At 70.6% G+C, this 21724-nt stretch carries 22 protein-coding genes; 7 read left to right on the top strand and 15 right to left on the bottom strand.

The features are described 5' to 3' along the window. Positions 1 to 48: 48 nt before the first annotated feature. Positions 49 to 1341 (top strand): exonuclease domain-containing protein, encoded by a 1293-nt coding sequence (locus ACTWJ8_RS40570; protein WP_443265459.1) that lies wholly within the window; start codon positions 49 to 51, stop codon positions 1339 to 1341. Between the two features lie 183 nt (positions 1342 to 1524). On the opposite strand, the gene ACTWJ8_RS40565 is transcribed toward ACTWJ8_RS40570, so the two are convergent. The 3 genes from ACTWJ8_RS40565 to ACTWJ8_RS40555 form a co-directional block, all read right to left on the bottom strand. Beyond that, the gene (locus ACTWJ8_RS40565) at positions 1525 to 2580 is read right to left on the bottom strand and encodes a hypothetical protein (protein WP_443265457.1); all 1056 of its coding nucleotides are present in this window, start codon (positions 2578 to 2580) and stop codon (positions 1525 to 1527) included. 433 nt (positions 2581 to 3013) lie between these two features. Continuing rightward, complete coding sequence (gene lexA, locus ACTWJ8_RS40560; protein ID WP_443265455.1) at positions 3014 to 3718, bottom strand: transcriptional repressor LexA; 705 nt, start codon at positions 3716 to 3718, stop codon at positions 3014 to 3016. 559 nt (positions 3719 to 4277) lie between these two features. Continuing rightward, positions 4278 to 4646, bottom strand: coding sequence for a hypothetical protein (locus tag ACTWJ8_RS40555; protein WP_443265454.1), 369 nt, complete (start codon positions 4644 to 4646; stop codon positions 4278 to 4280). A 382-nt stretch (positions 4647 to 5028) separates the two neighbouring features. Between ACTWJ8_RS40555 and ACTWJ8_RS40550 the strand changes: the two genes are divergently transcribed. From ACTWJ8_RS40550 to ACTWJ8_RS40540, 3 genes are read left to right on the top strand one after another with little or no spacing between them, the layout of a single operon-like run. Next, on the top strand, positions 5029 to 8523 hold the full coding sequence (locus ACTWJ8_RS40550; protein WP_443265452.1) for a DNA polymerase III subunit alpha: 3495 nt from the start codon (positions 5029 to 5031) through the stop codon (positions 8521 to 8523). After that, positions 8520 to 9569: a DNA polymerase Y family protein gene (locus tag ACTWJ8_RS40545; RefSeq protein ID WP_443265451.1), complete on the top strand. Its 1050-nt coding sequence runs from the start codon at positions 8520 to 8522 to the stop codon at positions 9567 to 9569. Before ACTWJ8_RS40550 ends, ACTWJ8_RS40545 begins: the two co-directional genes overlap by 4 nt. After that, positions 9566 to 9808 carry a hypothetical protein gene (locus tag ACTWJ8_RS40540; protein ID WP_443265449.1) on the top strand — a complete coding sequence of 81 codons (243 nt, stop codon included), beginning with the start codon at positions 9566 to 9568 and terminating at the stop codon, positions 9806 to 9808. The genes ACTWJ8_RS40545 and ACTWJ8_RS40540 overlap by 4 nt, the downstream gene beginning before the upstream one ends. A gap of 9 nt (positions 9809 to 9817) precedes the next feature. Here ACTWJ8_RS40540 and ACTWJ8_RS40535 read toward each other — a convergent pair whose 3' ends face one another. Next, entirely contained in the window at positions 9818 to 10219 is a 402-nt protein-coding gene (locus ACTWJ8_RS40535) for a hypothetical protein (protein WP_443265447.1), read from the bottom strand. Between the two features lie 110 nt (positions 10220 to 10329). Here ACTWJ8_RS40535 and ACTWJ8_RS40530 point away from each other — a divergent pair, with 110 nt between their 5' ends. Further along, positions 10330 to 11190 carry an ATP-dependent DNA ligase gene (locus ACTWJ8_RS40530; protein ID WP_443265446.1) on the top strand — a complete coding sequence of 287 codons (861 nt, stop codon included), beginning with the start codon at positions 10330 to 10332 and terminating at the stop codon, positions 11188 to 11190. 20 nt (positions 11191 to 11210) lie between these two features. On the opposite strand, the gene ku is transcribed toward ACTWJ8_RS40530, so the two are convergent. The 6 genes from ku to ACTWJ8_RS40500 all read right to left on the bottom strand — a co-directional run bounded on the left by ku (position 11211) and on the right by ACTWJ8_RS40500 (position 15573). Beyond that, positions 11211 to 12143: a non-homologous end joining protein Ku gene (ku, locus tag ACTWJ8_RS40525; RefSeq protein ID WP_443265444.1), complete on the bottom strand. Its 933-nt coding sequence runs from the start codon at positions 12141 to 12143 to the stop codon at positions 11211 to 11213. A 138-nt stretch (positions 12144 to 12281) separates the two neighbouring features. Next, positions 12282 to 12650 (bottom strand): DUF732 domain-containing protein, encoded by a 369-nt coding sequence (locus tag ACTWJ8_RS40520; protein WP_443265442.1) that lies wholly within the window; start codon positions 12648 to 12650, stop codon positions 12282 to 12284. Between the two features lie 109 nt (positions 12651 to 12759). Then, positions 12760 to 13704 (bottom strand): hypothetical protein, encoded by a 945-nt coding sequence (locus tag ACTWJ8_RS40515; protein ID WP_443265440.1) that lies wholly within the window; start codon positions 13702 to 13704, stop codon positions 12760 to 12762. Further along, positions 13701 to 14246: a hypothetical protein gene (locus ACTWJ8_RS40510; RefSeq protein ID WP_443265439.1), complete on the bottom strand. Its 546-nt coding sequence runs from the start codon at positions 14244 to 14246 to the stop codon at positions 13701 to 13703. Before ACTWJ8_RS40510 ends, ACTWJ8_RS40515 begins: the two co-directional genes overlap by 4 nt. Positions 14247 to 14518: 272 nt before the next feature. Continuing rightward, positions 14519 to 15136, bottom strand: coding sequence for a helix-hairpin-helix domain-containing protein (locus ACTWJ8_RS40505; RefSeq protein WP_443265437.1), 618 nt, complete (start codon positions 15134 to 15136; stop codon positions 14519 to 14521). An 8-nt stretch (positions 15137 to 15144) separates the two neighbouring features. Beyond that, positions 15145 to 15573 carry a hypothetical protein gene (locus ACTWJ8_RS40500; protein WP_443265436.1) on the bottom strand — a complete coding sequence of 143 codons (429 nt, stop codon included), beginning with the start codon at positions 15571 to 15573 and terminating at the stop codon, positions 15145 to 15147. 173 nt (positions 15574 to 15746) lie between these two features. Between ACTWJ8_RS40500 and ACTWJ8_RS40495 the strand changes: the two genes are divergently transcribed. Next, positions 15747 to 16169 carry a hypothetical protein gene (locus ACTWJ8_RS40495; protein WP_443265434.1) on the top strand — a complete coding sequence of 141 codons (423 nt, stop codon included), beginning with the start codon at positions 15747 to 15749 and terminating at the stop codon, positions 16167 to 16169. A gap of 28 nt (positions 16170 to 16197) precedes the next feature. Here ACTWJ8_RS40495 and ACTWJ8_RS40490 read toward each other — a convergent pair whose 3' ends face one another. Next, positions 16198 to 17421, bottom strand: coding sequence for a class I SAM-dependent methyltransferase (locus ACTWJ8_RS40490; protein ID WP_443265432.1), 1224 nt, complete (start codon positions 17419 to 17421; stop codon positions 16198 to 16200). A 369-nt stretch (positions 17422 to 17790) separates the two neighbouring features. On the opposite strand from ACTWJ8_RS40490, the gene ACTWJ8_RS40485 reads away from it, so the two are divergent. Then, positions 17791 to 18720, top strand: a complete 930-nt coding sequence (locus ACTWJ8_RS40485) for a hypothetical protein (protein ID WP_443265431.1) — start codon at positions 17791 to 17793, stop codon at positions 18718 to 18720. A 91-nt stretch (positions 18721 to 18811) separates the two neighbouring features. Here ACTWJ8_RS40485 and trpA read toward each other — a convergent pair whose 3' ends face one another. From trpA to ACTWJ8_RS40465, 4 genes are all read right to left on the bottom strand, one after another. Then, positions 18812 to 19657, bottom strand: a complete 846-nt coding sequence (gene trpA / locus ACTWJ8_RS40480) for a tryptophan synthase subunit alpha (protein WP_443265429.1) — start codon at positions 19655 to 19657, stop codon at positions 18812 to 18814. After that, positions 19657 to 20013, bottom strand: a complete 357-nt coding sequence (locus tag ACTWJ8_RS40475) for a hypothetical protein (protein WP_443265428.1) — start codon at positions 20011 to 20013, stop codon at positions 19657 to 19659. Before ACTWJ8_RS40475 ends, trpA begins: the two co-directional genes overlap by 1 nt. Before the next feature lie 120 nt (positions 20014 to 20133). Further along, on the bottom strand, positions 20134 to 20970 hold the full coding sequence (locus ACTWJ8_RS40470) for a GDSL-type esterase/lipase family protein (RefSeq protein ID WP_443265427.1): 837 nt from the start codon (positions 20968 to 20970) through the stop codon (positions 20134 to 20136). A 313-nt stretch (positions 20971 to 21283) separates the two neighbouring features. Next, on the bottom strand, positions 21284 to 21652 hold the full coding sequence (locus tag ACTWJ8_RS40465) for a hypothetical protein (RefSeq protein WP_443265425.1): 369 nt from the start codon (positions 21650 to 21652) through the stop codon (positions 21284 to 21286). Positions 21653 to 21724: the final 72 nt, after the last annotated feature.

Genomic DNA, 21724 nt, shown 5'->3' with positions numbered 1-21724 from the left:
GTGCGCTGCACTGGTTCGTGGACGCATTCGCACCGCCAGGAGGTCCCCGTGCCCACGACCGCAGCCGTCGCAGCCGACGTCAGCGATCTGCCCGTGTACGACCGCGATCAGGTCCCCGAGGGACTGCGTACGAAGACCCAGTTGCGGGCGGACCGGCTCAAGCCCGCCACGGGGCAGCGGCCACTCGGCTTCCTGCGCGCGTACCGGCGCGGCCACGGCTGGGGCAAGTTCCCGCTCTACGACCCGGCACAGGCCGCGAAGATGCGGCCCTTGTCGGGGCAGCAGCGGCGGGCCATGCAGGCCCGGCGGACCTGCCCCGAGTGCGAAGAGGTGCGCGGCTATGTGATCGCCGGGGCGTCCTGTCAGGAGTGCCGTGACAGGGCCTACCAGGAGCGCGTGGACCTTCAGCGGCGCACCTGCCGCGCGTGCCGCCGCATCTCCCTGCAGCCTCTCCCCCACTCGTCGCTGCCCGGCGGCCGCAGGTCCGACTGCATTCCGTGCTGGCTCGCGCGGATGCTGCGCCGCCAGGTCACGCTGGAGCGGCAGGCCGCGGAGCTGCGTACGTGCCCGGGACCAGGCTGCACCGAGCAGACGGCCACCGAGGAGGAGATCACTGCGGCACAGGCCGCTGGCCGCTGGTTCTCGCCCCGCTGGTGCCCGCCGTGTGCCGAGCGCGACGAGCAGCAGCGCGCCGAGCGGCTCGCGGCTGCCCGCGAGGAGCACGAGAGGGCGCAGCGGGCGCGTGAGCGCAGGATCGCTGCGCTCACCGACTGGGCGCGCACTGTGCTGGCCGACCAGGACGCGGTCATCCTCGACACGGAGACCACCGGGCTGCACGCCGAGGCCCGGATCGTGGACATAGCCGTCCTCGCCGTCAGCGGCGACGTTGTGGTGGATGCTCTGGTGAACCCGGGCGAGCCGATCCCCGACGAAGCAACTGCCATCCACGGGCTCGGCGACCGCGACGTCGCCGCCGCGGCATCGTTCCCCCGCCTCCTGGAGCAGCTCTCCACGGCGCTCGTAGGGAGGCGTTGCCTTATCTACAACAAGTCCTACGACGTGGCCCGGCTGCGCCACGAACTCGTCCTCCACTACCGCCAGGCCGAGCACCCAGACCCGCAGGCCGCTGCCCAGGAGTGGCTCGACCAGGTGCGGTTCGAGGACGTGATGCTCCCCTACTCGGAGTGGGCGGGCGAATGGAGCGACTACTGGGGCGGTTACGCCTGGCAGCGGCTCTACGGCGGCAACCACCGTGCGCTTGGCGACTGCCGAGCGGTCGTGGACCGACTGCAGGACATGGCGCGAGACCGTGGGGGCGAACTTCCCGAAGGACGGGCGTAGTCGAACCCGAGGCCGCTGCACGGCTGCGCGCAACCGCCTGCGCCCGGCTCGACGAGCCGGGCGCAGGCGATGAGCGGCCACTCGTAGAGATCGGGCCCATTGGAGTGTTGGCTCCATTGGGGCGCGATCGGGCCGGGTGCCGCCCTTAAACGGCGGTGATCTTGAACTCGTGCCCACTGACCATCACGAACGTGTGGCGGAAGGTCCGTCAGGAACGAGCGATCCATTGCGTTCGAGCCATGGATCGACCCAGGCGGGCACCGTGAGCGTGAGCTTGTGCTGAGCTTCGTAGCGCTCCGGCCGGTGCCGCTGAATCCAGTTCAGACGGTCACCACGACGATGAATCGCGCGCACCTCCAGCACTCCGGGGCGATCGGCCCGGCCGGCAGAAGTCGTCGTGCACTGATCACTGACTCCCGGAGGCAGGTGGCACAGGCAGTGCTCGTCGACCGGGTCAAGGGGCAGACCCCAGCCGGGCGCTGACAGCAGGGCCATCAACCTGCGATGGCCGGCGGCGCCGTGCCCCTCCGCGAACTCGGGGTCGATGACCCAGTGCTCACCGCCGCTCCGTTTGTGGCCTGCGAGCCAGCCGGTCACGCCCAGCGGTACTCCCAGAGTGCGGATCAGGCCGACGCGGCGCAGCAGCCCGCTGGTCAGCCAGGCCGACGCGGCCGGGCCTCGGCGGTAGGGGCGCTCGAGGGGATGCCATCGCGTCGACGAGTGCCGGTGACACGCCGTCATGCCGTCGGCGGCCCACTCCTGGTCCTGGACGTCCACTGCGTGCAGCCACTCTGCAGGTTCGACGCCGAGCAGCGTGATTGATGCGGATGTGCCAGCCACATGGAGGACCACCTGCTCGTCCTCGATGCGCGTACGGACTCCGGGCACCCCCAGGAGTTCGCCGTGCTCGTCGGCGCGCGGCAGCAGCGCTTCCGCCAGGTCCAGTGCCGGCGGCCAGTCCGAAGCGCGCTGCGCGATGGCCGCAGGCTCGATGCGGATCAGGAGACGGTCCGGGTAGGGGTCGACGTACTTGATGCCCCACGGGTGCACGGTGCCAATCTGCCGCCAGGCCAGGGCCGCCATCACTCGTGCCTCAAGCAGAAGTTGGTCGACGTCGGGTTGCGCAATCAGCAGGGAGCCAGGGCTCGCGGCCTCGACCCTGAGCCGGGCGGATTGCCAGGGCATTCCGGTGTACAGGCGCAGAAGCTGGGCGCGGCGTTCGATGGCGTGTGACTTCATGTCTCGGAGCCCCTCAGCCGCGGAGCTGTCCCGACACAGCGTGCGCGGCTCGAGCCGTCGAAACACGCGGACCATGCAGCGGTGCCAGCCGAGTTGGCTTCTCCACGACGTACTCGATGTCGGGTCGAGCACAGGGCAGGGCCCCCACCGGGCCACGACCTCGGATTCAACCACACGGCCCGCGACAGAAGTGGTCGACGTGGCCGGGGACGACGCGCTTGCCGGTGGCTGGCTGCCGCGCCCCCACTTCCCATCCCCGTCTTCCCCGGGCCACCGCCGCGCAGCCCTGCCGAGGGTCTGGCCACGGCCCGGCGCGAGTACAGCCGCTGAGCATGGCCTGCCGGTGTGCCGTCGAGGAACCAGGAGGCCGAGCGAGCCGGAGTAGTGACCGTGCCTAGAGTCCGGTGAGCGGGAGGGCCCAGACTGACGGCCGTCAGAGGCTGCGCAGGACCGTTACGACCTTCCCCAGGATCGTCGCGTTCGAGGCGTCGATCGGTGCGTAGGCAGGGTTCTCGGGTAGAAGCCAGACCTCGCCGCCGCCCTGGCCGTCGCGCTTGAACCGCTTGATCGTGGCCTCGCCGTCGATCATCGCTGCGACTACCTCCCCGGACTGCGCGTCGGGCTGGGACCTCACGATCACCGTGTCGCCCTCGACGATGTGGGCCCCGATCATCGAGTCGCCCTGAACGGTGAGTGCGAAGACGCTACCGCCGCCGGTCATCTGCCTCGGCACCATGACGCTGCCGTCGACGTGCTGCTCCGCCGTGATGGGGACGCCCGCCGCGATCCGGCCCACGAGCGGCGCGCGCACCGCGTCTGCTTCATCGTCCTGATCGGGGAAGGCCCAGTCTGTGGACTCCAGGGCCGCTGCCGCGCTCGGAGTCAGGGAGTAGGCGCGGGGGGTGTGCGGGTCTTTGCGCAAAACACTCTTCTTGACCAGCGATCTGATCTGGTGCGAGACCGAGGAGGTGCTGGACAGCCCCGTCGCCGCGCCGATCTCCCGCATGGAGGGCGGATAGCCTCGCTCGCGGATGCTGGCCTGGACCGCGCGCACGATGGCCTCCTGGCGTTCGGTCAGCCCGTTCGGCTGGGTCAGGGTGCCGGCCGGACGCCCCGCGCTCCGCTTCGTAGCCCCCATGGCGGCCCTCCTTGCTTTCCGGAAGCACACCGTATCCCGGCTCACTGACGGCCCTACAGGTGTCCCTTTTGGCTGCGCCAGTGGTGCCGAGTACAGCGCCTTCCTGCTGCATGCGGGGCAGGCCAGAGCGGTGGTCGGAGCCCGACATCGCGGAGGGGCGGGCCCATCGCCCAACCCCGCCCCTCCGCGATCGCACCGCAGGAACGGCACTGTGCACTGCTTGGTCTCCCGAGGATCCGGCGTGAGCGTCACATCCCACCTCACCCGAGCCCGGACACACGGGCGGGGCACCTCCTGCGGGGAGCACACACTGCCGCCCCGCGCTGCTGCTCGGCGGCGAGCTTCTCCGTCGCTCCCGGCGGCCGTGGCGGCTGCCCGCACGTTCTACTTGGGGGCAGCGGCCAGGGCACCGTCGACAGCCGCGTCCGGGGCGTGCGCCAGAGCCCGGATCTGAGACAGCAGCAGCGGGATCACGGCGGGCACCTGCGGTTCGCAGGTGCCGTGCGGCACCGGCCGGGAGCGTTCCTGGGCTCGCTCACGGCCGACGGCTCGGGTGGTCTCACGTGGCCCTGTAGGCGGCCTCGGCGAGAGTGAGCGCGTCCTCGAGGCTCGTCTCGTCGGTGAGATCGACGCTGACGCGGTACTTCGGGTGCCCCGTGGACAGGACGCGGGCGGAGGTTACTCCGAGCTCGCGTAGCTCGGCCATGGAGTGATGGAGCCGGAGGTTGATGCTGCTGCGCTCGGCGTAGACGTAGGCGAATCCGCCCAGGCGGCTGCCTTCCTTGCGAAGCCGCAGGTAGCGGCTGTAGTCGAGCGGGGCCCCTTCCGGCGCGTGCTTGCGGCTGATGCCGCGGGCCGAGACGCCCTCCCATGCCGTCGTGCGGGCGAGGAAGCGGGTGAACAGCTCCGGTGCCGGACTCCGCCTCACCAGGGCCTGGACCGTTTCCTGTCCCTCGTCCGGGACTCCGGGGATCCGTTCGTCCGTCGCCGGAGGCGACGTGTGTACGACACGAGCTGCGCCGCTTTGCGCTACGAGCCCGCGCAGAGTGTCGGACTCGTCCAACTCCGAGGGTGTTCCCTCGAACTGAAACACAGTGATCTTCATGTGATCCCCCACATAGAAGCAGTTCCTTCTGCTGCACCAGAACTATAGCGACTTTGGGAACTATGTATAGACCTCAAAGTAAGTTGCTTCTGCGGCGACACGAGAGGCTGAAGCGTCGTCGTGTTCGAATTCTGTTCGAGTACATTGGTGGCAGATCAAGTCACATGGCTTGTTCGTTCGGAGCGCGAGTGATCGGAGGTGGAACGTGGCAGCCTCCGGGATCCCCCACCTGCACGTGGCCTCGGGGTACTCGGCGCGCTATGGCGCCTCGCTCCCCCACGACCTCGTGCGGCGGGCCGCCGAGCGCGGCATCGGTACGCTCGCGCTGACCGACCGGGACACCGTTGCCGGCACCGTGCGCTTCGCCAAGGCCGCGCTCGCGGCCGGGGTGCGGCCCGTGTTCGGTGTCGACCTCGCGGTCGCCCCCGCCGTCGCGCCCGAGCGGGCCGAGCGGCCTCGCACCCCGGCCCGCGGCGGCGCGCACGTGACCGAGGCGCGCTGGCGGATCACGCTCCTGGCGCAGGATGCGCGGGGGTGGGCGAGGCTGTGCCGGATCGTGTCGGCCGCGCACGCCCATCCGGTCGACGGAGTACCGGTGGCGGCGTGGCCCGTGCTCGAGGAACACCTCGGTGACGGCCTGGTGGTCCTGCTCGGGCCGTCCTCCGAGCCAGCGGCCGCCCTCATGCGGGGGCGCCCGGATCTCGCCGAGCAGCTGCTGGGCCCGTGGCAGGCCGTCGCCGGGCCGGGACTGCGCCTGGAGAGCGTCTACTCGGGCCTGTCCGGTACCGGGGCAGGATCGCTGCGGCTGGCCGCGCGCACGGTGCAGCTCGGGGACCAGCTCGGCGTTCCGGTCGTGCTGTCCGGCGCGGTGCGCTACGCCGACCCTGCCCAGCACCGGCTCGCTGACGTGCTGGATGCGGCCCGGTTGCTGCGCCCGATCGACCGTCGCTCGCTGGATCGCGGCGAGCGTTGGTTGAAGGGCCCGGAGCAGATGGCTGCGATCGCCGCCAAGATCGCGGAGGCGGCGGGGCACGGCTCCGAGCGGGCGGCTGCGCTGCTGGCCGAGACCGAGGGCACGGCCGCGTCCTGCACGCTCACCCCGGCCGATCTGGGGATGGGGAGGGCGCACTTCCCCGAGCCGCACGTGGTCGGGGCCGACCCGCAGCGTGGCGGCGCGATGCGGCTGCTGCGTCAGCGGTGTGCGGACGGCATGCACGCCCGCGGCCTCGATCGGGATCCCGACGCGGTGCGCCAGCTGGACTACGAGCTCGACGTGATCGGAAGGCTCGGATACGAGGGGTACTTCCTTGCGGTGGCGCAGGTCGTCGCCGACACCCGCGCGATGGGCATCCGGGTTGCCGCCCGCGGCTCCGGCGCCGGCTCGATGGTCAATTTCGCCCTCTTTGTCGCTACTGCGAATCCCCTGTCCCACAGGTTGCTTTTTGAGAGGTTTTTGTCGGAACGGCGTACGTCGCTGCCGGACATCGACCTCGACGTGGAGTCCGCGCGACGCCTGGAAGTCTACGACCGGATTTTCGAGAGGTTCGGCAACGAGCGGGTCGCGGTCACCGGCATGCCCGAGACGTACCGCGCCCGGCACGCTCTGCGCGACACCGGCCTGGCTCTCGGGATCGAGCCGGCCGAGGTGGACCGGATCGCCAAATCCTTTCCGCACATCCGCGCCTGCGACATCCGATCCGCGCTTGCCGAGCTGCCCGAACTGCGGCAACTCTCCGAACGCTCAGAGGAGTTCGGGACGCTGTTCGAGCTCGCCGAGGGCCTGGACGCGCTCGTACGGGGGTACGCCATGCACCCCTGTGGCGTCATCCTCTCCAACGCCAGCCTCCTTGATCGTGTACCGGTACAACCGACACCGGGCGGCGACTTCCCGATGTTGCAGGCCGCAAAGGAGGAGGTGGAGGATCTTGGCCTCCTGAAGCTTGATGTGCTCGGCGTGCGGATGCAGTCCGCGATGGCCCACGCGGTGAAGGAAGTGCACCGCACGACCGGCCGGCTGCTCGACCTCGACAACCCCGACCACGTCGATCTCGGCGACGAGCGGACCTTCCAGATGATCAGGAAGAGCGACACGATCGGCTGCTTCCAGATCGAGTCGCCGGGCCAGATGGACCTGGTGGGCCGCCTGCAGCCGCGCCACATGCAGGACGTCATCGCCGACATCTCGCTCTTCCGGCCCGGCCCGGTGAAGGGCGGCATGCCCGCCCGCTTCATTGCGGCACGGCACGGCGCCGCCCCGCACTACCCGCACCCCGACCTCGTGCCCGTCCTGGACGACACCAACGGCGTGGTGATCTGGCACGAGCAGATCATCGCGATCCTGGCGACCATGACCGGCTGCGACCGTGCCGCGGGCGACGTCGCCCGCCGCGCCCTCGCCGATCCTGAGCGGTTGCCCGGCGTCGGCGACTGGTTCAGGAACGCAGCCGCCACACGCGGCTACACACGCGAGGTCATCGACGAAGTCTGGGACGTGATCAAGGAGTTCGGTGCGTACGGGTTCTGCCGTGCGCACGCGGTCGCGTTCGCCGTGCCCGCTGTGCAGTCAGCCTGGCTCAAAGCGCACCATCCGGCCGCCCTGTACGCCGGGCTCCTGGAGCATGACCCCGGGATGTGGCCGCAGCGCGTGATCGTCGCCGACGCCCGCCGCCACGGCGTTCCCGTCCTGCCCGTCGATGTCTCCCGCTCGCACACCGAGCACCGCGTCGAATCCACTCCCGACGGGCCGGGGGTGCGGCTGTCCCTGTCGACGGTCAAGGGCATGAGCGCCGAGGAAGCGGCACGGATCGCCGCGCACCAGCCCTACACCTCTCTGCAGGACCTGTGGCAGCGCGCCAGACCCTCGCTGCCGATCGCCGAGCGGCTGATCCAGATCGGCGCGCTCGACGCGATCAAGGGCGCGCTGACGCGGCGGGATCTGCTGTTGCAGGCGACCGAGCTGCACCGGCACGGCCGCAATCGGCAGACCACCGACGGGCAGCTCGCGCTCGACGGCGACCTGGTGACCGCCGAGCCGTCCGGCCTCAGGGAGATGACGGGGCGCGAGCGCATGAGCGCCGAGCTGGACGTGCTGTCGATCGACGTGTCCGCACATCTGATGGAGCACCATCACCGACTGCTGCGCGAGCTCGGCGCGACGGACGCCGCCCACCTGGCCAACCTTCATCCCGGGCAGAAGGTTTTGGTGGCAGGCGTGCGCGCATCCACCCAGACGCCGCCCATCCCGTCCGGGAAGCGGGTGATCTTCGTGACGCTGGAAGATGGATCTGGGCTCGTGGATTTGGCGTTCTTTGAGGACAGTCACGACCAGGTCGCGCACACGATCTTCCACTCGGGCCTCCTCCTCGTACGCGGCGTCGTCGAGCGCCGCGGCGTGGACCGGCCCAGCGAGGGACATCGCGCGCGGAGAACGGTGGTCGGCGAGTGCGTTTGGGACCTGGAGGAGGTCGCGGCCGCGCGTCGCGACCACGGCCCGCAAGCCGCGCTCGAACTCCTGGGGCGTACGGCACCGGCCGCCACGCCCGCGCAGCCAGACACCGTCCGCACGCCGGCCGGGCAGCGCACGCTCGCCGACGGGACCGCGGGCGCCGAGCTGCACGCCTGGGCCGACCTTCAGCCCGCCGGCAGCCGCTCCGCCGACCTGCGCCGCCTGGGCCACCGCTCCCCCGGGAGCGCCGGATGACCGCCCCGACACCTCCGGCCGCGGGCGGGGCACGGCCTGATCGCAGTGTGCTGCGGATCCGATTCGACCTCACCGGCCACCAGGAGCCGGACAAGGCGTTCGAGCTGCTGCTCGGCCTCGTGGAGGACATCACCCCGATCCACCAGCCGCTCCCCACTGACCACAGCGTCGACCTGGACATCAGCGGCGCGCTGCGGCATTTCGACCGCACCCCGTACGAGCTCGCCTCGATCCTGCAGCTGCGGGCCATAGCGCTCTACGGCGCCCCCTGCGCGGTGGGCGGCGGCCGCTCCCCCATGATCGCGGCGATGGCGGCGGCCCTCACGCCGCACGGACGCATCACGGTCGTGGCACCCGACGATGCGGCGGTGGAGCGGTTCCTGCGCCCTCAGCCACTCACCGCCCTGCCCGGCATCGGGTCGCGCACCGCGCAGGTCCTCAACCGCTACGGCGTCACGAACATCGGACAGCTCGCCGACGCACCCTCCAGCGCCCTGAGCCGGATCCTCGGCGCGCACGCCGCTCGTGAACTGTCGGCCCGTGCGGCCGGCCACGATCCGCGCCCCGTGCAGCGCACCGCGCTGGTCCGCTCCACCAGCGCCCAGGCATTCTTCCCGCGCGACGAACTGGATCCCCAGGCCCACCGCGCCGCGCTGCTGGGCCTGGCCGACGAACTCGGCTCCCGGCTGCGCGCGAACGGTGAGGTCTGCAGAGGCGTGACACTGGCCATCCGCTACGCCGACCGCAGCGAATCCACCCGCAGCCGGCAACTGCCCGAGCCGAGCCAGCACACCCCGGCCGTGAACGCCCTCGCGACAGCCCTGTACGAGACGCTCGGGTTGCAGCGGGCCCGCGTGCGGGCCATCGTGCTGCGCGCCGACGCGCTCGCGCCCGACACCCAGACACACCACCAGATGCTCTTCGACAATGGCACCGACGAACGAGCCCGGCGGCTCGAAGCGGTGACGGACCTCGCACGGGCGCGCTTCGGGGCCCACGTCGTGCGCCCTGCCTCCACTGCCCCGCGCCCCAAGGAGCCGAGATGAGTGGCGCGCCACCGCCTGGGCGCTTCCGCGTGACCCTCGCCGTGAACAGCAAGGTCGTCCTGCACGGCTGGTGGGACGACCCCGACGTGGCGGCCGGAAAATTCGCTGGATACGTGCGGGCCCACCAGCTGGCGGAGACCCCGAATGCCTCGGTCGAGCTGGCGGCCTACGACGATCAGAACGAGGCCTGGCCCATCGACCAGTGGCCGCCTCCAGCCGAGAGCCAGGACAGCGAGTAGTCGCTCGCGCTACGCCGCCTGCGCGGCGTCCTGCTCCTGCTCGCTGGCCAGCTCGTGCTCCTGCCCGCTTCGACTCGGCTGGGCGTCCGGGTGGTGCTTGAGCCGGGAGCGCGCCCGCACGGCGTCCGAGCCATCGAGCTCCGCCCAGTACCGATGACAGATGATGAACTCACTGAGCTCCACGACACGGGCGCGGAGCGCGGCGTACCGGGCGAGGGTCTCCTCGTCGGTGTCCTCCGGTACCTCGGGACGCTCGAAATTCGTGTACCCGGACCTCGGGATCGCTTCGGCCTTGGTGAGCGACCAGGGGAGCGTCTGGGCGAAGGCGTCACGCTCGGCCACCGCTTCGGTGAGCTCGCGCTGGGCGGTCAGCAGGTCCTGCGGAAACTCGTAGTCGGAATCGTCTGCCATGTCAGGAAGATTAATCCGATCGGTGAGTGATCCCGGTCTGGCGGGCCCGCACCGTGCGCGGTGGAGTAGCCCACCGGGCGCGGGGGCGTGTTTGGTCGCAGGGTGGCGCCGTGGACTATCCCGTCGCTGTCGCGCTCGCCGAGTCCGTCGCCGTCCTGCCGGAGGGCGACGGCTGGTGGTACGAGCCCAAGTTCGACGGCGACAGGGGCGTTGTGTGGCGGCGGGACGCCGTCCGCATCCAGACCCGGGCGGGCCGGGATGCCACCGAGCAGTGGCTCGACATCGCCGCGCCCGCCATGGCACTCCCCCGCGACACCGTCCTCGACGGCGAGCTGGTGATCTGGCGGGCCGGCCGTGTCGACTTCGGGGCGGTGCGTTCGCGGAGCTCGGCGCGCGGGCGGCGCCTGGCCGGTCTCATGCAGCAGTGGCCCGCCAGTTTCGCGGCATTCGACTGCCTGATGCTCGGTGGTCAGGATCTGCGTGGCCGCCCGTACACGGAGCGCCGGGCGGCGCTTCTCGACGTGCTGGAGCCGCTCGGTCCGCCGCTGCAGCCGGTGCCCGCCACGGACGACGTGAACGTGGCCCGCGTCTGGTACGAGACGCTGACCGCCCAGGGCATCGAGGGGATCGTCGCCAAGCGGGCCGACAGCCCCTATCGGGCCAACCGCTCGTGGAAGAAGATCCGCCACAGCGAGAGCGTGGACGTCGCCGTCGTCGGCTACGTCGGTCCGCCGGGGCGGCCGCGCCGGCTGGCGCTGCGGCTGCCGGACGGGCGGTGCGTCTTGTCCCGGCCTGTCTCGGCGGGCGTCTCGGCCGAAGCCGCCGAGCACATCGCAGGATCGGGCCCGGGAGCAGCGTCGGCTCGGACCGACGACGGGGAGCCGTACGCGGCGATCGGGCCGGGTTTGGTCGCCGAGGTCGAGAGTGGCACCACACGGCACTCCACGGTGACGGTGATGCGCCTGAGGTGACCCGCCGGGCAGCTGCGCGGTCAGGCGGACCGGGACTTCTTCGAGGCCGTCTTCATGCTGGCGGTCTTCTTGGTGCTCGAGGTGGTGGCCTTCTTCGCCGGGGCCTTCTTGGCGGCCTTCTTCTTCGGCTTCAGCTCGTGCACGTCCGCGTCAGCGCCGTCCGTGCGGGACTGCTTGGCGCGCTGCACGGACTGTTCCAGCGCGGACATGAGGTCGACGACCTGCCCGGTCGGCTCCTCTCCCGTCTGGGGCTGTGGGGGCTTCTTCCCGTCGACCTTGGCGTGGATGACGTCCTCGAGGGCGGCCGTGTAGCGGTCGGTGGCCCACTCGGCTTCGCGGATCGGCCCGTCGTAGGTCATGGAGTCGATGAGCACGAGCGCCTCGTCGATCTCCTTGTTCGTGACGTCGACCTCCCGCGGGGCAAGGGAGTGCGGGGAGCGGACCTCGTCGGGCCATTTCATGGCATGCAGCGCGATGGCCCCGTCGACCACGCGCAGCAGTCCGAGACGCTCCCGGCCGTGCCACGCGAACTTGGCGATGGCTGCCCTGGAGTTCCGGGCCAGGGCCTGGCGGAGGAGTGCGTACGGCTTGGCCGCGACCTGGCCGTCTGCTTCCAGGTAATAGCCGTCGGCAATTCTGATCACGTCGACGGACTCGTACGGAACGAAGGCCACGATCTCGATCGCTTTGGCCGTCGGGAGCGGGATCTCCCGCAGTTCCTCGTCGGAGACGGCCACGATCGTGTCTCTGCTGACCTCGTAGCCCTTGCCGATTTCATCGCCCGACACCTCGCGGCCCTCGGTCTCGCAGATCTTGCGGGTGCGGACCCGGCCCATGTCTTCCAGGTGGTACTGGTGGAAGCGGATGCTGTGGTCCTCGGTCGCGGTGGCTACCTTGATCGGGATCGTGACCAGGCCAAACGAGATCGCGCCGGACCAGACGGGGCGGGGCATACGACACCTCCGAGACTGCCCCGAGACCTTCAGCCTAGGACCGGCTGAGGGCGCTCGCCTCTCGATCGCCCCGGCGCGGCGCTGAGCAAGGCCGTACGACCACGGCCGTGCTCGTGGCGGTGGGCGCGCGGGCGGCAGTCACGAGTCGGGGGCCTGGTCGGGGCAGTACACCTTGACCGCGGCTTCGAGGACGACGCCGGCTTCGCGGTCGTCCAGCGAGCTGTCGCTGTTCTGGACCGAGGCCGTCGCGAGTTCTGGTGTGGTGGTCAGGAAGCCGGCCGCGTTGGTGCAGACCTCGTCGCGGGCCAGCCGCGCGAGTTCTTTGTCCGACTTCACGGACAGGACATGGTTCTCGTGCACGATCGAGAGGAACTTCTCGTCCTGCTTCTCCTTCGTGCTCTGCTCGGACTGTGCGGCGCTGTCACCGTCGTCGCTGCAGGAGACTGCGGCGCCGCCCAGCACAAGCATGAGGACGGCAGCGCTGCCACCAAGGAGGCACCTGGACATCGGGATCTTCTTCCACGAGCACAGAACCCGTGCCTCCATTGTCCGCCGATCAGGCCCGCCCAGCACCTCGGTCCCGTGCTCCCCCGAGGACGCTGGGCGGTGCGTCTCCTCAGAAGCGTCGCAGTGCGTTGGTGATGGCGGTGTGCCACCTGGCGCGTCCGGGTGCGTGGTCCTCGGGCTCGGCTCCGAGCGCCAGGACCTGGTCGGTGACCTTGTAGGTGGTGCGGTAGGCCAGGACGTCGGTCGCGGTCTCCAGCCAGTCCTCGGTTTTTGAGGTGGGGGCGGTCGGGCCGAGGGCGGTCGTGAACCACACCGGCAGCAGGGCGCGGGCGCTGACTGCTTCCGAGATGCGGGTGCGCAGGTGCAGGTTCAGTTTCTCTTGGGCTCGTGCGCCTTCGGCGAGCAGCTTGGCGTCCCGGTGGCGGGTTTCGCGGTCCTCGTCGAGTGCGGCTTGTGCCTCGCGGGCGTCGGCGGCGTAGGCGTTGGCCTGCTTGGCGCACTGTTCGGCCTGATGCCGGGCTGAGTTGAAGGTCTGGGCGGCCTCGGTGTGCTTGGCGTCCCCGAAGGGGGTGGTGGCCAGGGTGTGGGCGGCGGCGATGACGTTGCCGTACATCGCGTCGCGCCGTGCTACGGCCTTGCGGTATGAGTTGATGTGGGAGTGGCGCAGGCCTCGGGCGCCCTCGGACAGCAGCACGGCGCGGGCCTCGCGGGCGCGGCCGGCGAGTTCACCGAGCTTGGTCCAGGAAGCGGGGAAGGTGTCGAAGTCGGCCCGCGGGATCGCGTCGTCGGCGGCGGCCAGTTGTGCCTCGAGGTGTTGGACGCGGAGTACGAGCTTGTCCACGGCGCGCTCGCTGTCCCGTTCCAGGTCGGTGAGGCTGTCGCGGAGTTCGTCGACCCGGTCGTCGACGTCGGAGATGTCGCTGCGGACGCGCCGCAGGTCGCCCTCCACGTCATCGACGTATCCGAGTTTCCGCTGGACCTCCTTCAGGTCGCTGTCCAGGGCGTCGGTACGGCTGTCCAGGTCCCGGATCCTGTAGTCGTGGTCGTCGATCACAGGGTGCGTCCCTTCTGCGCCGGCTCACTCGGGCCCTCGCTCGCCGAGACTCCGAGGACGAGCCATCCGAAGATTGCCAGGACCAGGAACCAGGCAGAGATCACGCTGAGCACGATGAGCGCGACCAGGACGCATTCCATGTGCAGGCCGATGGTCAGGTGCCGGTAGAAGCGGTGGTTCTTCTCGGTCACCTTCTGGAAGGAGAAGGCGAGCAGGGCGATGGTGTGGGGCACCAGGACCACGAGCCACCACGCCGAGCGGTCCAGGGCGAACACCAGCACGGCGAGCACGATGGCGACGGCGACCTGCCCGAGCCACGAGCAGCGCACGATGCGCTCACTCAACTGACGGTCCGGCTCGGCGAGCCGCGACGGCAGCGTCCGCTCGGACTCCAAGAGCGCGTCCGTCGCCTCCAGGAGGGCCCCATAGCGGCTGGCGAACTCCTCGTCGCCCACCGTGTGCCCGGCGAGGTCGGCATGACGGTCCTTCACGGTGCGCTGCAGCTGCACGTACTCCGCTGCTATCTCGGCCCGTGTGCTCAACTCCAACCCCCTGCCCCTGTGGTGGCACCGGTCGCGTAACGGTCTGGTCCTGTCACATGTCCGTTGTGGGTAAGCCCAGTTGGGCCTTTCTGCGGCATCCGTTCATCGTCGCAGGCGGCACTGACATCCGGGTGGCGGGCGAGGTACCCGTGGGGCGGGCTGAGCTGGTGGCGGCGCTCTCGAGCAGCTGGTGTTCGGGAGGAGGCTTGCGCAGGGCGACGGCCGTCCTTGCGGGCGGGGCCTCGCAAGGGCGGCCGTCTCGGCGCCTCGCTCTAGGCGTCGTCGGCCGCGTGCAGTGCCGCCGGTTGTCCGGCTTCCTTGTCCCAGTACACGACGTGGTCCAGGGTGCCACTGGCGAGTTCCTCGCAGGCCTTGCGCCATTGGCCGGCGCCGGGGGCTCCGCTGTTGACGGACATGGCGACGACGTCCCAGTCCTGATCGCGTGCGAAGTCGATGAGCGCGGTCAGGCGCTGGGCCTCGCCGAGGTCGAGCCGCGCCTTCTGGTGCCCGAAGTGGATGAGGGTGCGGCGGCCGGGCCGCGTTTGGAACTGCTCGCCGAGGAGCCCTTGCTGGGTGATGCGCTTGAGTGCACTGTTTCCGAGGCCGCGCACGTCGAGGATGTCGGCCGGGGAGAGCGTGCGCAGCTGGGCAGGTGTGGTGACGCCGCTCGCGATGAGGCGGCGGGCGATGCGGTGGCCCTCGTCGTCGTGCCCGAGGCCGTCCTTGAGTGCGGTGTCGTGCTCGGCGCACGCGTTGTCCTTGGCGAGACATGCCCAGTTGCGCTCGAGGCTGGTTCGCCGCGGGTTCGGGGGCCGCTTCTTACGGGGCGGGGGCTCGGACGACCCCCACATGTCGGCGTACGGCTCGGTCATCGCCTGCTCTGCGTTCACCTGGATCCTCAACCGTTCGTGCCGATGGGCTGGTTGGAGTTGGTGAACGGGATTTCGGCCCCTCGACGGGCGTTCAGCGACAGCGACGTGATGTTCTTGAGGAGTGAGTCCAGTTGGTTGACGCTCGCGTTGTGCTCGTCGGCGGGGTCCTGGACGGCGAGCTCGTGAACCAGGCTCAGTACGTAGCCAACCCCGACGTTCTCCTTGCTGTAGAGGAGGACTCGGCGCGTGCTGTCGGTGGGGAGCCGGGTGGGCAGGTGGCCGATGTTGTGCTCGGCCAGCTTCTGCTCGATGCGCTCGATGACGCGGGCGCCCGCCTTCTGTGACCCGATGAGGCGTACCAGGTCCTCGACGTCGCGTGCTTCGTGCCCGGCCCACCGCAAGGTGTGTGCCAGGCGCTCCCATTCGTCGAGTTCGCCCCATGACTTGTCGGTCATTGATCTTTCCCCCCAGCTCGAAACTGTCAGGAAGAAGATTAGCGGCAACAATTGACCCACCCAGGGACAGATTGCGTGACCGGGGTGAGGTGACTGCACAGGCCCCCGAGTGCCACGGCCCGGACTTCGCGGCCGGTCACAGCCGCGGCTGTGCAGCGTGCCAGAGTCGGAACGTGATTGACATTGACGCCTTCTTGAGCGGCTGTCTGCCCGCTGTCCGGTCCTGGGTGGAACAGCTCGGCGGGGACCGGGCCGCGCTCGCCTTCGACGCGGACCCGCTGACCGCGGTCGACCTCCTGGACCGGGACGTTCAGCGGATGCCCTTCAATGAATTCGAGACCGACGACTGGATCGCCCTGCACACCGACCTGACGGCGCTCGTTCTGGTGGTGCTGATGCAGACGTACGGAGGCAGATGCCGGGCGCGCATGGACGAGTCGCTCCCCACCGGCTGGGAGCCGGTGGTCGACGTCGTCGGCCCGGACGTGGAGCCCCGTGTGATCGCCCCCATGACGCTGGTACACGAGCACCTGGTGCCGGTGCCCCAACGGCTCCCCCGGCTCATGGAGGCCGTAGCCCGACAGGCCACCGGCTGAATGAAGCACCTCCCGGCAGGGTCGGCCGTCAGCTCGGCGGATCGGAGTCGCGTACGTGCGGCAAGCGGCGTGCGCGAATGACCTGGTGGACGACGGGACTGGCCGCATCCGGGGAGCGAAGCACGTCGACGGCTTCGACCTGAAAGTGGTGCTCGGCAAGCAGGGTGCGCCACAGCCGCGGCGCGAGGACCCACATGTCTACGGTGAGCGGCGGGTCGTTACGCAGACGTACTTCCTGTTCGCGCGGGGCGACGCGGGTGTCGGGGCCGTGGCCGTGCAGGTCGGTGTGGAGGACGGAGAAGACCAGGGGTGCGTGCGGGTTCAGGCCGTCGCGCAGGGCGGGGAGGAGTTCGTGGGGGTTGATGTAGGCGAGGCTTCCGATCGCGTACGCGGCGTCGTACGGCATGGCGGTGCACAGGTGCTCGAGGATGTCGCCGTGGAGCCAGCGGATGCCTGGCTCGTTGCCGAAGTGGGCCGTGGCGCGGGCGTGCTGGGTGGCGGCCTGTTCGATCGCGGTGACGTGGGCGCCGTGGTCGCGGGCGAGGTGGACGGCGTGGTGGCCGGGGCCGGAGCCGATGTCCAGGACGCGTTTCGCAGTGAGGTCGCCGAGGATCTCGCTGCCCGGGCCGACGCCTGACCAAGGCCCCCACGAGATCGTGTCCGGGACGGGCGGCATGTAGCCGTGCTCCATCTGGCGCTTCCCGTACAGCGTCCACGCCCGCTCGTTGCGGGTGCCGGCGCTGGCTGACGATGGGTGGCCGCCGCCGCGCGGACGCGCGCGGGCGACCGCGTCGCCTGAGTGCGCAGGAGTGTCGGCCGTGGTGGCGTGGCCCTCTTTCAGCACGACGAAGGTCAGGCGGGCGGCGTCGTGGCGCTGCACACTGGCCCATCCGTCCTGCAGTTGCGCGAGTTCCTCCTCGTCGAGTGCGATTTCACGGCGCTCGGCCGGCGTGTGCTCGGCCAGCGGCGCGATGACCACGAGCGCGCCGCCGGGGCGCAGAAGCGCGGCGAGGGTGCGGAGGGTCCCTGCACGGTCGTGGAGGAAGGGGTACACGAGGCGGAGGGTGATCAGGTCGTAGCCGTCGCGGAGTTCGGCCAGGTCGTCGTGCTCGATGTCCAGGGCCAGCCATCGGGCGCTCGCGCCGTGCTGGGCCTCGGCGCGGGCGAGGGCGGCGGGGGCCCAGTCGACGGCGTCGACCTGGTAGCCCATGCCGTGGAGGTGGGTGGCGAGCTCGCCTGTGCCGCAGCCCACGTCCAGGGCGCGGCCCCCGCTTGGGACGGGGACGTGTGTAGCGAGCAGCGCGCGTTCTGCGTGGGTGAGTTGTCGGTACCGACGGCCGTTGGCGTAGCCATCGTCCCACTGGCCCTGCGTGCTGAACAAGGGGATCTGCCCTTCTGGCGGGTTGGGGGAGCGACCGAAAGGTCCAGTCACTCTGTCGTACGCCACTGACAGTTGGGACTGGGCGGCCGCGCGTGATGGACGGATCCCGGCGGGTCGTCGCCTCAGCTGGCGGATGGATGTGGTGCCGCGGGCATCCGAGGCGTGAGAACGACTCCTGGTCTCCTATCGTCACAGACCGATCCGCTCTCGAATACCTGCCGGGCCCGCCATCATCGGAGGATGACCGATGACCTCTCCGCGGTGCCTGTGTCTGGGCCGCACCCCGGCAGCGACGAGCTTGGCGAGTTGGCGTCCTCGCGCCAGCGCACCGTGGACGACCACATGTTCACCGTTCCTGGCCTGCCGGGCACGTGCCGTCTTCAGCTGTTCACCGCCGACGGCTGTCGCCCGGTCGCGGTGGCGACACAGATCGCCGGCGACGAGGGGTTGGGGCTGACGAATGGAGTGGAGCAGTTCGCGGGCGCGGTGTGGGAACGGCATTGCCCGGACCAGAAGGTGCCGCCTGTATGGGTGCAGCGGCAGTTGGCTCCGGAAGGCTCACCGAGGGAGGCGCGTTTTCAACGGGTGGCGTTCGCTGGCGCCGACGGCTACCGGCCCACCGGGCCTCGGTGGAGGGGGATCACGGACGAGCAGCTCAGGGTCTTGGTGGGCGGCGAGGTCGATCCCGGTCGCGGCGTCGGGTACGTGCCGCGACCTGCGGTGCCGGAGCCACGCCTAGTCTTCCGGGAGTTCGCGGTGGTTCGCCTCGGTCGGCCCCACCCCTTCCGGGAGCGCGGCTGTATGCCGAAGGGGGTGCCTTGGTGGCGGCGTTGGCTGCGTCAGGCTCTGCCGCGGCGCGACGTGCGGTCGTGTTGCTGGTATCACGGCGGTGACTGGCACGCCGTCAACGCGTTGGCCCTTGAGGTCCTGCGGCGGGCTCGTGCGCAGGGCGTCGTTGCCGACGACATGGAGGACTTCGCCGCGGCGCAGGCGGCCGAGGCCGGGGCCAGCATGTGGCAGACGGAGGCGTTGTCAACGCTGTTCGACCCCACCGTCGCGATTCAGCCCGACAGCGAGGGCGGCTACATCAACGGTCAGCACCGAGCCCAGGCGATGCTGGAGGCTGGCGTGCGCCGCACCGTCGTCCTCGAGCACGTCTACGACGCGTAGGCGCCCGCCGCCTGGGAGCAGAGCGATCGCGGCCCCGGAGTTCTCGCGTGCCGTCTTCGCGTTGGACGGTGGGGCAATCCGGTTGGGTGTTCTATGCGGCGGTGTGCAACGGTCGGCGCAGGCCTTCGGCGAGGCGGTGCGCGAGCGAGGCGGCGGTGCAGACACCCGCGGGGCCGGGCCGCGAGCCCAGGGCGCGTACGAAGGCTGAGCCGACGATGCAGGTGTCGGCGATCTTCCCGACTGCGGCGGCTTGCTCGGGAGTGGAGACGCCGATGCCGACGCCGACGGGTAGGTCCGTGACGTGGCGCAGGCGGGTGACGAAGCCTTCGAGGCCGGGGTGCAGCGGCCCCTGTCCTCCGGTGACGCCCATGGTGGCGGGTGCGTAGATCATGCCGCTGCCCTGCGCGCAGATCGCGGCCAGACGCGCGTTGGACGCGGTGGGTGCCACGACGAACACCGTGTCGAGACCGTGGTCGCGGGCCGCGTGCAGCCACTGGGCGGCCTCATCGACGGGCAGGTCCGGGATGATGACGCCCGAGCCGCCGGCCTGGGCGAGCCGCCGGGCGAAGCGCTCTGGCCCGTAGCGGTGCACCGGCTGGAAGTACGTCATCACCAGCGCAGTGGTGGAGCGGGCGGCCAGCTCCCGCACGGCGGTGAAGGCGTCCTCGATGCGGAAGCCTGCACGCAGGGCCTGGGCGGCCGCCGTGCGAATGGTGTCTCCGTCCATGACGGGGTCGGAGTAGGGCACGCCCACCTCGAGCACGTCGGCGGCCTCGGCGACCTGGTGCATGGCCTCCAGGCTGGTAGCGAAGTCCGGGAAGCCGACCGGCAGATAGGCGGCGAGCGCCGCCCGCCCCTGGGAGCGAGTGGCGGCCAGGGTGCGGGCCAGCGGCGTCGGGAAGGGTCGCGGTGTGACCGCGAGGTCGTGTCCGTGCATCAGGCGGCCCAGGGCCGCTTGAACCAGGCGCCGGCCGACTTCTGGCTGAGCGTCACGATGAGGGCGAGCGCCCCGATCAGGGCGAAGATGCCGCCCGGGGCGGTGCCGGTGGCGGCGCCCCGCAGCGCCATCAGGATCTGGATGCAGGCCAGCACGATCGAGGTGATGCGCGACCAGTTCCCGGCCGAGTGGTAGCAGAAGGCCATGATGAACAGCACGCAGCCCATCAGGTGGGTGCCGAAGACGGCGCCTGCGGCCTCGGCGCCGCTGACGTAGCCGACCGCGATCGTCATGACGACGGCGAGGCCCATCGTGGCGAAGTTGATGATGCGGGCCGCGCGTACGGAGGTGGGCATGAGCATCACCGGCGGCTCTGCCTGTGGCTGCGGCGCGTTCGGGTGGGCAGCGTGCTGCGGGTGATGGGGCATGAAGACCTCTTCAGTGGGGGGGGGGTACGACGCGGGCGGTGGCCGGGGTCAGGCCGACTGCCTGGTGGTGGCGGGGGTGCGCTGGCGTGGGATGAGGGTCGGCCTGCGCGTGAGGCGGGTGATCACCTCGGTGGCGGCCAGGAGGTAGCCGGCGTCGCTGGGGTGGAAGCCGTCGGCGGACAGCAACGTTTCGGGGTCGGCGGCTATGGCCGGGCTGATCTCGCGGTGCAGGGCAACCACGTCACCTCCGGCGCGCAGCACTTCGTGCTCCTGGAGGTGCGCGAGGCGCAGGCTCGCGGCGTTGAGGAATGTGCGGGCGGGGCGCGGCAGCGCGGTGACGGCGCCGAGCGCGGGGCAGGTCGCGGCGACCACGCGGGCGCCCTCGTCGGTGAGTTCCTTGACCCGGTTCCCCAGGGCGCGGGCCGCGGCGCGGGTGCGGAACGGGACGGGGATGAGGTCGTTGGCGCCGGTGACGATGACGACGAAGTCCGGCCGGTCGTTGTCGACGCTGCGCAGGAGGCGTTCGTGTTGGCCGGGCAGATCGCGGGCGCGGGAGCCGACGCGGGCGACGTTGACGACGCGGACGGTGCGGCCGAATCGATCGGCAAGGCTTTGGCCCAGCACGTCGGTTGGGGCGGCGGCCCGGCAGCTGGCACCGAGCCCGGCCGCGAGGGAGTCGCCGAGCACGCCCAGCACCAGCGGCGGCCGCCGGTCCTGGACGGGCTCGGTGGGATGGAAGAGGCCGCTGCGGGCGAGGATGCCGCGTCCCTTTCCGCGGTTGGCACGGACGATGCGCAGTCCGGCGAGCCAGGTCTGGCTCAGGGCGAGTACGGCGGCGAGGGCGGCGGCCGCGAGGAGGGCGGCGGCGGGCAGCAGCGGGTTCATCGCGGGTTCCCCGCCTTCGTACGAAAGGCGTTGGCGACGGCGAGGGGGCTGCGGTGACGGGTTCGTTCTCGGCTGGCGGTGGGCGGCGTCAGCTCGCGGGTGATGCCGAGTAGCACGGGGCGCTCCCTGAAGGTGTGGGGAAGGAGGGCGGTGCGGGGCGGGGTCCTCGGCGCGATGCCGGGACCCCGCCCAGGGGGTGCTCAGGAGGGTCGGCGCGCCGCATCAGCGGTGCGTGGAGCCTGCGAGAACCCGTGGTTCGGCGAGGAGCGGGTCAACTCCCGCTCGGGTCATGCCGGGTGAGCGGGAGGGCGGATCAGGCGGCCCGCATGTTGGCGCCGTAGATCCAGCCCTTCTTCCCGGCGTTCGCGCCGGTGAGGACCTTGCCGTAGTGCCAGCCGTACTGGCCGGGCGTCTTGTACAGGCTGCAGTAGCGGCGGAACTTCTTGCCCTTGCCGACGCCGGCGCGGCTGTCGTACTGGGTGCCGGGGCCCCACAGGAGCTGCACGTCGCTGTACTTCATCTTGTAGGTCTTGTTGACCGTGTTCTTGTTGCACGCCGACGCGCCGTAGTGGCCGGGCGCGGCGGAGGCCGGGCCCGCGGTGGTCAGCTCGGTGGCGACGCCGGTGGCGACGAGTCCGGCCATGGCCAGACCGATGACGCCGCGCTTGATGGACGTTCTCATGGGTGGTGCCTTTCCGTAGTGGTGGACAGGTGTGGGGTGGCAGGTGCGGGGTGCCGCTTCGCGCAGCGATCT

The sequence above is a fragment of the Streptomyces sp. SDT5-1 genome (assembly GCF_052245995.1).
Lineage (GTDB): Bacteria > Actinomycetota > Actinomycetes > Streptomycetales > Streptomycetaceae > Streptomyces.
The sequence above is the reverse complement of the archived record's forward strand: the minus strand, read 5'-3'. Positions and strand labels throughout refer to the sequence as shown.